This is a genomic window from Mucilaginibacter endophyticus (assembly GCF_003351025.1).
GTDB classification, from domain to species: Bacteria; Bacteroidota; Bacteroidia; order Sphingobacteriales; family Sphingobacteriaceae; genus Mucilaginibacter; species Mucilaginibacter endophyticus.
Genome location: NZ_QPCG01000006.1, coordinates 106,805 through 118,850 on the forward strand (window position 1 = coordinate 106,805; position 12,046 = coordinate 118,850).

Annotated in this window: 12 protein-coding genes; 4 read left to right on the plus strand and 8 right to left on the minus strand. The window is 43.0% G+C overall.

Annotation, left to right across the window (positions count from 1 at the left end; genetic code table 11):
- Positions 1-158: 158 nt before the first annotated feature.
- Both DUL71_RS23330 and DUL71_RS23335 read left to right on the plus strand, forming a co-directional pair.
- A complete protein-coding gene (locus DUL71_RS23330; RefSeq protein WP_114940310.1) occupies positions 159-1,472 on the plus strand; it encodes an NAD(P)/FAD-dependent oxidoreductase in 1,314 nt (437 codons plus the stop codon).
- Between the two features lie 158 nt (positions 1,473-1,630).
- Positions 1,631-2,482, plus strand: a complete 852-nt coding sequence (locus DUL71_RS23335; protein ID WP_114940311.1) for a hydroxymethylglutaryl-CoA lyase — start codon at positions 1,631-1,633, stop codon at positions 2,480-2,482.
- 99 nt (positions 2,483-2,581) lie between these two features.
- Here DUL71_RS23335 and DUL71_RS23340 read toward each other — a convergent pair whose 3' ends face one another.
- From DUL71_RS23340 to DUL71_RS23365, 6 genes are all read right to left on the minus strand, one after another.
- Positions 2,582-3,814, minus strand: coding sequence for an ROK family protein (locus DUL71_RS23340; RefSeq protein WP_114940312.1), 1,233 nt, complete (start codon positions 3,812-3,814; stop codon positions 2,582-2,584).
- Positions 3,815-4,073: 259 nt separating this feature from the next.
- Positions 4,074-4,607 (minus strand): hypothetical protein, encoded by a 534-nt coding sequence (locus DUL71_RS23345; protein ID WP_114940313.1) that lies wholly within the window; start codon positions 4,605-4,607, stop codon positions 4,074-4,076.
- Between the two features lie 8 nt (positions 4,608-4,615).
- The gene (locus tag DUL71_RS23350; RefSeq protein WP_154402464.1) at positions 4,616-5,041 is read right to left on the minus strand and encodes a VOC family protein; all 426 of its coding nucleotides are present in this window, start codon (positions 5,039-5,041) and stop codon (positions 4,616-4,618) included.
- Between the two features lie 64 nt (positions 5,042-5,105).
- Complete coding sequence (locus DUL71_RS23355) at positions 5,106-5,723, minus strand: pyridoxamine 5'-phosphate oxidase family protein (RefSeq protein WP_114940315.1); 618 nt, start codon at positions 5,721-5,723, stop codon at positions 5,106-5,108.
- Between the two features lie 90 nt (positions 5,724-5,813).
- The gene (locus tag DUL71_RS23360) at positions 5,814-6,350 is read right to left on the minus strand and encodes a carboxymuconolactone decarboxylase family protein (RefSeq protein WP_114940316.1); all 537 of its coding nucleotides are present in this window, start codon (positions 6,348-6,350) and stop codon (positions 5,814-5,816) included.
- A gap of 97 nt (positions 6,351-6,447) precedes the next feature.
- Positions 6,448-7,311, minus strand: coding sequence for a helix-turn-helix domain-containing protein (locus DUL71_RS23365; protein ID WP_114940317.1), 864 nt, complete (start codon positions 7,309-7,311; stop codon positions 6,448-6,450).
- A gap of 229 nt (positions 7,312-7,540) precedes the next feature.
- On the opposite strand from DUL71_RS23365, the gene DUL71_RS23370 reads away from it, so the two are divergent.
- Complete coding sequence (locus DUL71_RS23370) at positions 7,541-8,374, plus strand: sterol desaturase family protein (protein WP_114940318.1); 834 nt, start codon at positions 7,541-7,543, stop codon at positions 8,372-8,374.
- Positions 8,375-8,507: 133 nt separating this feature from the next.
- On the opposite strand, the gene DUL71_RS23375 is transcribed toward DUL71_RS23370, so the two are convergent.
- Together DUL71_RS23375 and DUL71_RS23380 are read right to left on the minus strand one after the other, a co-directional pair.
- Entirely contained in the window at positions 8,508-8,948 is a 441-nt protein-coding gene (locus tag DUL71_RS23375; RefSeq protein WP_114940319.1) for a DUF695 domain-containing protein, read from the minus strand.
- A gap of 118 nt (positions 8,949-9,066) precedes the next feature.
- Positions 9,067-11,484 (minus strand): glycoside hydrolase family 3 N-terminal domain-containing protein, encoded by a 2,418-nt coding sequence (locus tag DUL71_RS23380; protein ID WP_114940320.1) that lies wholly within the window; start codon positions 11,482-11,484, stop codon positions 9,067-9,069.
- Positions 11,485-11,648: 164 nt separating this feature from the next.
- On the opposite strand from DUL71_RS23380, the gene DUL71_RS23385 reads away from it, so the two are divergent.
- A complete protein-coding gene (locus DUL71_RS23385; protein ID WP_114940321.1) occupies positions 11,649-12,038 on the plus strand; it encodes a hypothetical protein in 390 nt (129 codons plus the stop codon).
- The last annotated feature ends 8 nt before the right edge of the window (positions 12,039-12,046 follow it).

The window sequence follows — 12,046 nt, forward strand, 5'->3', positions numbered from 1 at the left end:
TAAAAACAACCGACAGTTGGTGTTGCATATCATAAACAATGAGGTATAATTGCACTGTACTTCAATACGCATCAGCATTGGCGGCACGGTGATTGTGCAACACCTGCATATGAATCGCAAGTGTCTGTAAAAGAATAATTTTTAATAATAACCTGCTCATGAATACATCCAATAATTCAAAATTCCCTTTAGTAGTGATAGTGGGCGGCGGCTTCGGCGGTCTGCAGGTAGCAAAGCAGCTAAAGGACAAACCGGTTGACGTTTTGATGCTTGATAAGCACAACTACCATACATTTCAGCCACTTTTGTACCAGGTGGCCATGGGCAGCCTTGAATCGGAGTCGATAGCTTTCTCATTAAGGAAGAATTTTGCCAGTCAGAAAAACTTCCGGTTCAGGATTGCTGAGGTAACCAGGGTTGATACGGATAACAACATGCTCGAAACCACCATAGGCAATATAGCTTATGATTACCTGGTAATAGCAACCGGCTCAACCACCAACTTTTTCGGCAATAAAGACATTGAGCATTATGCCATGCCGATGAAATCGATCCCTGAGGCGCTTAACCTCCGGTATTCTATTTTGCAGAACATTGAGGAGGCCCTGCTTAAAGTTGGCAAGGCTGAGCGTGACCCCTACCTTACCTTTGTGTTGGTAGGAGCCGGACCAACCGGTGTTGAGCTTGCAGGCTCGCTGGCCGAACTCCGTAACCACGTATTAACCAAAGATTATCCTGAGCTTAAAAAAGAGGATATGAAGGTGTACCTGGTTGATTTTTTACCGAAAGTACTTGGCCCCTTCTCTGAGCAGGCATCAAACGCGGCACGCACTTTCCTCACCAATATGGGCGTTGAGGTGCTAACCGGCGTAAAGGTGGAAAGCTATAATGGAGAAGAGATCAAATTTGAAGGCGGTAAAACCATCCGTACCAAAAATGTGATCTGGAGTGCCGGGGTTATGGGTGTTGTTCCTGAAGGTTTTGATAAAGACGTTCTTGAACGTGGGAATAGAATAAAGGTAGATAGCATTGGCCGCGTAGCCGGTTTCAGCAACGTTTTTGCCATTGGCGACGTTGCAGCCATGATCACCGACGAAACGCCTAAAGGGCATCCCGGTGTTGCCCAGGTAGCTATACAAATGGGCGAACATGTAGCTAAAAACATCATTCACATTATTAATGGCGAACAAACGTCGCCGTTTAAATACAATGATAAAGGCTCGTTGGCAACTATTGGCCGCAATAAAGCGGTGGCCGATTTGGGTAAAGTAAAGTTCCAGGGATTTTTTGCATGGCTGGTTTGGATGTTTGTGCACCTGATATCGCTTTTAGGAGGCCGTAACAAGGTGATCGTATTCATTAACTGGGTATCGAGCTATGTGACCTATAATGGCGGTACAAGGCTTATAATCCGCAAATTTGAGCGCGAAGGCTTAACGGAGGATCAGCATTTACCTAATACGGTTGATTGAATTATAAGTCGGAAGTCCGGGGTCGGAAGTCCAAAGTTCTAAGTCTGTGGTTACAAGTTTTAAGTCATCAATTTAGTGTTTTGTAAACTAAATTGATGACTTTTGACTTAAGGCTTTGAACTTAAGACCTTCGACTTACAACCTAAGATTTCAAAAAAATGGCAATCAAAATAACCGAATGCCCCCGCGACGCTATGCAGGGTATTCATGATTTTATTCCTACCGATGTAAAGGCCGAATATATCAACCTGCTTTTACAGGTGGGTTTTGATACGATTGACTTCGGCAGCTTTGTATCTCCCAAAGCTATCCCTCAGTTACAGGATACAGCAGAGGTATTAAAGAAACTCGATTTGAGTAGCACAAACTCAAAGCTATTGGCTATCATTGCCAACTACCGGGGCGCCGAAGACGCGGTTAAACATAAAGAGATCACCTATCTCGGCTATCCTTTTTCCATATCCGAAACTTTTCAGCTAAGAAATACCAACTCTACCATTGACCAGGCTTTTGAAACTGTGCAGCGGATAAATGAACTGAGTAATGAAAACGGCAAGCAATTACTGGTTTATCTGTCTATGGGCTTCGGGAATCCTTATGGTGATGAATGGAATACCGGCATCATTGAACGCTGGGCAGAAAAGCTTGTTGCTGAAGGCATAAAAAATATAGCCCTTGCCGATACCATAGGCATTGCAGATGCAGAACAGATCAGCAGTATTTACCCAAGCCTTTGCCGTTTATTCCCGGATACTGAGTTTGGTATCCACCTTCATTCTACACCTGATACCTGGCAGCCTAAAATAGCCGCAGCCTATCAAAGCGGATGTAAACGCTTTGACACTGCACTTAAGGGTTACGGAGGCTGTCCAATGGCCAAAGATGACCTTACAGGCAATATCGCTACTGAAAACCTGATAGCTTATCTTAAAATGCAAGACGAGCCCACAGGGCTTAATATGGATAAATTTAGGGAAGCGATGGATTATTCGGGTAGGGTGTTTGTCTGATATTGTCTGAACTCGAATTTATTGAATCAAGGAATTGCCAGAATACCAGGCTAATTCAATAAATTCTAACAATTCGTTTAATTCGAGTTCAGACAACTTTTACGCTGCAGCGCTCTTAGCAGCTTTAACTGCTTTAGTTTTTATCACACGGTCAAAGTTTTCCATCACCAGTACGGCTGCGCCGATCAGCTCGGCATCAAAACCAAGTTCGGATACCAACAATTCGGTGCCTGCGGCGAGACGTGGGATACAATATTTATGCAAAGCCTGTTGCATAGGCGCGGTTAAGATCTTGGCCACTTTAGCGCCGCGACCACTCAAAACAATGATAGCCGGGTTCATAATGTGGATCAGGATTGCAAGGGCCTTCCCTATTTTATAGCCTGCGTCAGACAATAGTTCAATAGCAAACTGATCGCCATTGTTCGCAGCATCTAAAAGGGCATCACCTATCAGTTTGGAATGATCTTCCTCATTATACTTCAAACTGGTTACACGGCCTTTTTTTATACCTTCGATGGCTTTACGGGCCACAACAAGTAGTGAGGCCTCAGCTTCAAGACAACCGCGTTTACCGCACTCGCAAAGGGAGCCATCTTCCGACAGTGGGATATGGCTCAGCTCGCCTGCAAAGCCGTTATGCCCGCGGAAGAGTTTGCCGTTTACAATCATCCCCAAACCAATACCCCAGCCCAGGTTTATCACCATAACCTCCTGCTGAGCCTTGGCTATGCCAAACTTTTGCTCGGCAAGCGCTATCAGGCTCGAGTCGTTATCGATATAAGTGGCTATACCTGTTTTTGAAGTGAGATATGCAGTTAAGCTTTGTCCGCCTGCATCAAGATAGGTATAGTTGATACCTTCGGTGATATTTATAAATCCGGGCATACCAATGCCGATACCTGCAATTTTATCTTTAGGGATACCGCTGTGCGCTATATAACTATTGATCTCTTCAACCAGTTTAGGTAAAGCATCGGGGTTATTGAGCAGTTTAAGCTCAAAAGTGAGCATATCAGCAACCGGATTGTTCAATAAATCAAACATCTGGATGCGGGCCGTAAGCTGATCAAGCGCGATGGCCAAAATATGCATGGCACTTGATTTTACCGAGTACATTAACGGCCGGCGCCCACCGCTTGACGGGGCATAACCCTGCTCAACCACGAAGCCCTCGTGCATTAATTCGTTTATAGCTTTAGCTATAGAAGGGATACTTTTATCAAATAACTCACTTAATCCAGCACACGACATGGCCTTATTAAAATAAAGCCTTTTAATGATCATATTTTTTAACTGGCTGCCTTTTACCCCTTTAGTCGTAACTTCCATTAACAAAATTTATAGTTTGGTTTATAACAGGCCAAGCCCCTTAGTGTATTGCATTTATAAAATTATAAATAAAGTAATAAAGTACAACTGTATTTATTACAGTATTAACCTGCTGTTAGTACATGGACACAATTAATGTACTTTTTGCCTACAAGGCACAAAAATATCTATAATATCCGTGTACGATAACAATCTGTAAAGGTTTTGGTTAAAAATTAGCTATTCAAAGCCAATTACATCAATTTAAAGTTAAAACCTGCTACGGCAACAGCCAAAACCGCCATCCGTTCCAATATTCGTCATATTGGGGCCTGAAACCCCGTAACTGGAGCGATAAAGGTAGGCCGTATGAAAAAGCAAAAGCATCATACATTTGCCCTTCGCTGAAGTTTACAACGCCTTTAGTTTTTAAATTGTATACTTTATATCCCGAATCAATCGCCATAGAAAGGTTATCCCCTTTCAAGGCAAATGCTTTTACATGGATCTGTTCACTTTTGCCTTTAGGTTCAAAATAAGCGGACTGATCACTTTCCAGTATCGCTTCGCCGTGTCCTAAAGGAATACGGGAGTCATCACCAAGACCGTGATTGCCATAATAAGTAAATGAAAAAACGATCAGTAAAAGACTGACAACAGTATAAACCTTCAATACTTTTGACCATTTGAAGCCGGTATATTTTTTCATGGCCTTCAGGATCAGCACCCATAAAAGCCAAACTATAGGCGTATAAATCAGGGCAAGTACGTATGATTTAATGATAACAAATAGGAAATGGAACAGAACGGTCATAAGGTGGTTTAATTTTTTTCAATTTGCATAAACATCCAGCGTTGCCCTTCAAGATCGGCAGCGCGATAACGTGTACCCGGAAAGCCATATTCAAGCTCGCTTAGTATAACCGCGCCTTTACTTTTCGCTATATTATAATGAGCCACAACGTCATCTACATAAACTAAAACGCCGTTTATAATATAAGGTACGGTGCTCCATTTAGCAGCGATTTCACAATTTTGAGCATGGTGCACAGGCCCCTGATAATCACGTGAAGGCTCAGCCAACATCACCAGGCTATCGCCCATTTTTAGCTCACCGTGAGCAAGGCGACCGGCGTCATCCGTCATCCGCATGTTTTCGGTAAACCCAAATACATCACATAACCAGTCCATAGCCGCAAGGCCATCTTCATAGGCAAGCATCGGAATTATTTGCTGGTTATTACTCATCTGTTTACCACTGGTTGTTATCTGCAACTAAGGTAAACTATTGAAACATAATTATCAAAGCAGCTTATTTTTCTTCCAGCTGTTTTTTGAGCCTGGCTATTTCGTACTCCAATTTAAGCACATATTCGTTTTGCGGGGCGAAAGCTTCTTTGATCTCTTCAACAGTGTAACGTGGTGTAATATGCTGCGGACAATTCCAATCGAACGCTTTTACATCAAAAATAAGCATCCGTTCGGCGGTATGTTTGTATTCTGAAGGATCAATCAAATCAAACAATTCGGGATTATCGGCAAGTTCTACAATCCGGGCATCGGCGAAGATCTTAAGCCTTGTTTTATGCGGATAATCCATCAAAAACAAAGATACCTGCGGGTGCGCCATCACATTGGCAACAGAAATATATTGCTTGTTCCCCCTAAAATCAACTACACCAAGCGTATGGCTATCTATCACCTTGATAAAACCGGCGGGACCTCCCCTGTGCTGAATATACGGGTAACCGTTTTCGCCTATGCTGGACATGTAAAAACTATCCCGGCTTTCAATAAACATTTGTTCGGCCTCGGTGATCCCCTCCTTATCGGCCAGCATATTTTCCATACGGGCGTAAGCCGGGCGGCTGCCATATTTTTCTTGGAGTTTTTTTACCCCATCGGTAAATGCAAAACGTGCAAAGTTCATGATATAGGTTTTTTATAAAAATAAACAGTTATGCCCGCCTTACAGAAGCAAGGCGGGCATAAAAGCGTAAACTAAATTATAAATCGACAATTATTTGACTTCCGGGATAGCTGGCCAGTCAACTGGTACCTGAGTCAAGGCGTATACATAGTTGGTGATGGTTTTATCGCCAACGGCTACAACTACGTCAATCAGGTTGGCTTGTGTATAACCAGCAGCATAAAAGTTTTCAACCACTTGATGATCGGCATGACCCTTATTTTCAGTAATTGATTTAGCTACTTTAACCAAAGCGTCAATTTTAGGGTCAAATGAAGCTGAACCACCACGAATTTCAAGGATTTGGTCATCAGTAAAACCATTCATTTTAGCAATGGCTGTATGGGCGGCAGAACAGTAAGCACAATCATTTATCTGGCTTACTATTAGGTTTACAGCTTCTTTTTCTTTAGCACGTAACGATGTTTTACCGTTTGAAAGTGTTATATAGTTAGCAAGCGCGTGATCTGAAGTTGCAAAAACTGCAAACAGGTTTGGCACACGGCCTACTACTTTGGTTAATGTATCAAATATGGCCTGATTTTCTGGAGTTACTTGTTCTCTGGTTGGAATTGCGAAAGTTTTCATTTTATATAGTGTTAATTTTTGTTGTTTTGAATTAACAATACAAAGATGGCGACTTTAGCAGCCCTGCGGAATGGGCAAATTTCCCGGCTTCTTGTAATTATTTCCCTTCGGCAACTAAAAGCTTGTTATTTCTGAAATCGGTGGGTGAAAACGAGGTATGTTTTTTAAAGAAATTACTGAAATAAGCCGCGTCATCAAAGCCAAGTTCATAGGTAATTTCCTTTGCCGACTTGTCGGTATAGTATAACAATCGTTTAGCTTCAATGATAAGCCGCTCCTGTATTACCTGCAAAGGTGTTTTATGGTTATACAAAGCGAAAAGGTTTGACAGCGTTTTAGGCGATTTATTTAACTGTTGTGCATAATAGGCCACTGAATGCTGCTGGCGATAATTATTCTCAACCATTAAATTAAACTTGCGGATAGTGCCAAATTTTTCATCGGCTATTGCTTCACTTTGCCCCCGGTGGGCCTTGGCCAGCCGAGTTACAATAATAATGAGGCGTTTCAGCAACATCCGGAGCATATCTATCTGGATATTGTCTGCCGTTTCAAACTCTTCAATAAAAATATCGAGCAGGCGCTGCAATTTAAACTGCATGGTTTCATCAAGGCTTACAAATACCTGCTCGGCGCTGCCATAAAACAGGAAGCCCACGCAACTTACCTCTTCATCATGGTCAACAATGCAATAAAAATCGCGGTTAAACTGCCAGGCCACAATATCCTCGGGCCGTTCAAAACGGAAGGACTGGTTAACCATTAAAGGCAAAATGGTATTGGGCAAAAAATCATAATCCACCTCATCAATGGTAACGGTTTGCATTTCGCCCCTGTTCCAGGCTATGGTAAGGTATTTATGCTGACGGTCTCGCGTGTAAAACATCCTGTCGAAATGTTTTTCATTGATAAGCAACAACAGATCGCCGCCCGTGGATTGTTCTGTAACCGATAGTTTCATTTTGTGTAAACGCGAAGATATTTAAAAGTGGTAATTAAACATTAACAACTAATGGTTTATCACATCCCTATGACCAAACGCGCTGGACATTGGCCATGAGCAAAGCGCCATCAAATCACACAGTTTTAACAACTGCTTAACACACTTCATCAAACATTCATTCAAAAAAAAGAAATTGCACTCCAATTGCTTTTTAATACTTAAAAGCGACTACCCTACTAATTTAAGAATGACGGTTACCCAATTCCTCGACCAGCATCAGGATGCTGTGCAAGTTGCTTTGTATGCTTTAATCATTTGCTCATTGTGGCTGATGGAAGTTTGTTTTTCATCAGGTATCATTTCGGTAAAAAGGCGCTGGCAACATAACAAAACCAATCTGCTGTTTATTTTTACCGCCCTTCCCATCCAGCTTTTGCTTACCACCGTTGTTTTAATAATACTGGAATGGACCAACGTACACCATTGGGGACTGATTAACTACATACCCGGCCATCACAACAAATGGATTTATTACATCAGCCTTTTCATGCTGCTTGACCTGTGCGAATACATTTATCATGTAGTAATGCACAAGATAGACCCGCTCTGGAAATTTCACCTCGTGCACCACAGTGATCTTCATGTTGATGTGTCGACCACCGTACGTGAGCATCCAGGCGAAACCTGTGTGCGCACCTGCTGCTTAATGCTTTGGGTGTTTATTTGCGGTCCGGCAATTGGTGTTTTAGTGTTACGACAAACATTCCAGTCATTATTTAACATACTGGCCCATACTGAGTTCAGGTTACCACAACGCGTTAACAAAATTGTTGGTTTAATTTTTATAACACCTAACCTGCACCACGTACACCACCATTATCAACTACCCCACACCGACCGCAATTACGGCGACGTACTAAGCATCTGGGACAGGCTTTTTGGCACTTTTGGCGAACTGGAACAGGAAAACACCCGCTTTGGTATTGATACCCACATGGATAAAAACGTTACCGGCAGGTTTGCAAATATTCTTAAAATACCTTTTCAGAAATTGGAAAGACCTAAAGGACATCAGAACTAAAAATCAAACGTGCCAGAGGTACATAACACCAAAGTTGTGTACCTCTGGCACACTAAAAATACTTTGATTTTGCTCCTACAAACCTTTTGCACCTCTGGTGCAGTCCTTCAATCTTTACCTCAACATATCAGAACTACCCTACATCTTCTCCAAAATCTTCCATTACACCAAAATATTCTTCCCAGTCCGGGTCATCGATAACGGTAATGTTGATGGGGAGTTCATCAAATTCGGATAAGGCATCGTTTAACCTGTCACCTGCAACCTCAATATCTGTGGTATACCAGGCCCACCAACGTTCGTTTTCGCCAGTGAACACAAAGGCAAGAATACTTTGATGGTCATCCTCAAGCAGGTCTACCAGGGCATCTTCTACCTGCTCCATTAAAAGCATTTCATCTGCCGGGGGTAATAGTGAGGGGTCAAACGTATCATACCGCCAGGTTATGTCCATACGCTGAAAGTAAGTACCGCTTTCAAAAAAATTTGTGAGATTGGGTCTATAGCGCACCAGCAGGGGAATATCTTCTTCGGATACAGCCTCTACCGATACCCAGGTATCATCTAAGATCATAGGTTTAATTTTACGCTGAAGTTACGGATAATAGCGCTATCGGCATAAAAAAAGAGCAATTTGAATTATAATCAAATTGCTCTTTTTCGTTAACGCTAATGATTTATTTTGCTTGTATTTATTCTACCTCAAACTCTTTTTTCAGTTTAATATCAACTGACGAGCTTCCTATCATAACTTCAAACTTGCCGGGTTCAACTGTCCAGTTCATGTTTTTGTCCAGCAGTGCCAGGTCATCAGGATGAAGGGTGAACTGTACCGTTTTCTTTTCGCCAGGGTTAAGGGTTACACGGTCAAAGCCACGCAGGTCGTACTCATAAGTGGTAACACTGCTCACTTCGTCTTTCAGATAAAGCTGCACCACATCATCGCCTTTGCGTTGACCGGTATTAGTTATATCAACACTTACCTGTACAAGTCCCTGGGAGTTTCCTTTTTCGGGCGATACCTGTAAATTACTGTACTCAAATGTAGTGTAGCTTAAACCGTAACCATAAGGATATAAAGCGCCTTTTACACTGGTTTTACCCCAGCTGTTTTGCCCGCCCTGTTCGGCCTGTGATGACGGTTTGAAAGGGAAATTATACTCCAGCTGACCAATTGTTTTAGGGAACGTGATTGGTAACCTTCCTCCAGGATTGTTATCGCCAAATAGGGTTTCGGCAATTACCTGTCCGCTTTGTACGCTCGGGAACCAGGCTTCTAAAATGGCTGGCACATATTTGTTTTCCCAATTGATGGTTAGCGGTTGCCCGTTAATCATAACCATTACTACAGGTTTACCTGTAGCTTGTAAAGCCTGGATCAGCTTCAGCTGCCTGCCCGGCAGGTTTAAGCCTGTACGTGATAAACTCTCACCCACACGGTCAACATCCTCACCTACCACAGCTATTACGATATCCGATTGCTTAGCCTGTGCCACTGCCGAATCAATACCGGCCTGCTCCTGAGCGGTTAATGGTGTTTCGATGATCTCACTTTCGGGCCAGGTGGCATCAATCATGTCGCAGCCTTTAACATAGCTTACTTTAGCATCATTGCCTGCATAGTTTTTAATACCATCAAACACGGTGGTAACGGGGTTGTGCGATGGGCCGTACCTGCTGACAGCATAGTTGGTTTCTTTAGCCAGCGGACCGGTAATTAGAATATTAGGATATTTCTTTTTATCCAACGGTAACAAGTTGTTGGCGTTTTTAAGCAATACCATCGATTCGCGGTTCATTTTAAGGCTCATCGCCTTATCAGCGTCGGTGTGTACTATTTTATCAGCAGCTTTAGGGTCTTTAACGTAAGGGCTATCAAATAAACCTAACCTGAATTTCACTTTCAACACCTCGCCAACACGGGTATCAATGATCTTCATCGAAATGCGGTTCTCTTTGATCAGCTCGCGCAAAGGCATGATAAATGTTTGCGGCATAGTGAAGTTGGTACGCACGTTAAGGCCTGCTTCAACAGCCTGCCTTACAGCTTCCTTATAATCGGCCGCTACATGGTGTTTAGAGTAAAGAAACTCAACAGCCTCGCTGTCGCTCACTACATAACCGTTAAAGCCAAATTGCTGACGTAAAAGCTGCGTAAGAAAATAGTAACTGCCGGTTATCGGCACACCATCCCAATCATTGTAACTGCTCATTACGCCCATTGGATGCGCCTCCTGAATTACCCTGCGGAATGGATATAAATACAACTGATGCATCTCCCTTGGGGCCACGTGCGGATCGGTACGGGCGCTACCGTCACGGCCTCCTTTGGGTACGCTATATACCGCAAAGTGTTTCAGGGTTGAAGCCACGCCGCCTTCCTGGATACCCAGCACCATTTGCTTGCCCATTTCGGCAATATGAAATGGATCTTCGCCATAGCATTCAACCACACGGCCCCAGCGCTGGTCGCGGGCGGGGTCAAGTATCGGCGCGTAAACGTTGGTATATCCCAAAGCTTTTGCTTCGCGACCAACCGTTTTACCTGCTTCATAAACCAGCTCTTTATCAAAGGTACTGCCTATTGAAATTGGCGCAGGCAGTGGCGTGGCCCGGTCATGGTTAAGGCCGTGAATCCCCTCGTTGGTAAAGTCAACAGGGATGCCTAAACGGGTTTCTTCAACAAACCATTTTTGAATGGTATTAATGGCCGAGGCGTGCTTACTAAATGGGTACGAATACTGCGTAGGCGCGTCATCGGTATGTGATGTAAGGTTGTTCAGTTCTTCATCAATATTGGCTATACCATCTTTCCAAACTTCGTTTTTCCAGTTGGGCACCGGCATTTCATCTTTCAATACGCGCTTGTACCCGTAAAGAGTAGCCATCTGGCAGGTTTTCTCTTCAACGGTCATCTGGCTTACCAGGTCGGCCACGCGTTTGTCAATGGGTTGGGATGGATCTTCAAACACGTCCATCTTGCCGTTTTTGTTGAAATCTATCCAGCCTTTGTGGTAGATGTTTTTTTCCTGTGCCGATGCACTGAGGCTAAAGCTAAGAGATAAAGCGGATGCCACGAAAACCCGGGGCAGGCAGTATTTATTTCTCATGAGGTTGTTTTAGGGTTGGTTTTTCCAAATATATAGCTTTAGGCTTAACCTGTGCGGTTACAGCCATGTCCGTAACGGTATATTTTAACTATATCGTTTGAGTTAACAGTGTTTAATCAACCACTTGCATTATTCAGAAACTTTCTGTTACTTTTATGCTTTCGATGAGCTTAAAACAACCAGTAACCCTAATTTCACAAGCGCTTATCCAGGCCGGTATTTGCGTCCCTTTCCTGATAATTGCATTTATTATTTATGGCATTACCCGCGAGGGAAGTGAGATAGTCGCAGCGGTAATGTATGCCTTGTTTGCTATCCCAGGCTATGTGATTGCTGTTTGCAGCTACCTGGTATATAACATTATCGATACTAAGGCAAAAGCCAATTGGAGCATACTTAAATATGCAGCACCCTTGTTTTTACTGGTTATTGGTTTATTGGCGATAAACAGCTATAAAGAAAGTGACCGGCAGATATTTTTCGTCATTATTGCCACTATTTTTTTCATCGAACCGGTTAAGATTGTATATCAACGGGTATTAAAGACTTTATAAACAATCCA

Coding starts and splice junctions, on each gene's coding strand:
- DUL71_RS23385 (WP_114940321.1), top strand. CDS start 11,649: ATGAGCTTAAAACAACCAGTAACCCTAATTTCACAAGCGCTTATCCAG.
- DUL71_RS23375 (WP_114940319.1), bottom strand. CDS start 8,948: ATGATCTTAGATGATACCTGGGTATCGGTAGAGGCTGTATCCGAAGAA.
- DUL71_RS23335 (WP_114940311.1), top strand. CDS start 1,631: ATGGCAATCAAAATAACCGAATGCCCCCGCGACGCTATGCAGGGTATT.
- DUL71_RS23330 (WP_114940310.1), top strand. CDS start 159: ATGAATACATCCAATAATTCAAAATTCCCTTTAGTAGTGATAGTGGGC.
- DUL71_RS23380 (WP_114940320.1), bottom strand. CDS start 11,484: ATGAGAAATAAATACTGCCTGCCCCGGGTTTTCGTGGCATCCGCTTTA.
- DUL71_RS23340 (WP_114940312.1), bottom strand. CDS start 3,814: ATGGAAGTTACGACTAAAGGGGTAAAAGGCAGCCAGTTAAAAAATATG.
- DUL71_RS23350 (WP_154402464.1), bottom strand. CDS start 5,041: ATGAGTAATAACCAGCAAATAATTCCGATGCTTGCCTATGAAGATGGC.
- DUL71_RS23365 (WP_114940317.1), bottom strand. CDS start 7,311: ATGAAACTATCGGTTACAGAACAATCCACGGGCGGCGATCTGTTGTTG.
- DUL71_RS23345 (WP_114940313.1), bottom strand. CDS start 4,607: ATGACCGTTCTGTTCCATTTCCTATTTGTTATCATTAAATCATACGTA.
- DUL71_RS23355 (WP_114940315.1), bottom strand. CDS start 5,723: ATGAACTTTGCACGTTTTGCATTTACCGATGGGGTAAAAAAACTCCAA.
- DUL71_RS23360 (WP_114940316.1), bottom strand. CDS start 6,350: ATGAAAACTTTCGCAATTCCAACCAGAGAACAAGTAACTCCAGAAAAT.
- DUL71_RS23370 (WP_114940318.1), top strand. CDS start 7,541: ATGACGGTTACCCAATTCCTCGACCAGCATCAGGATGCTGTGCAAGTT.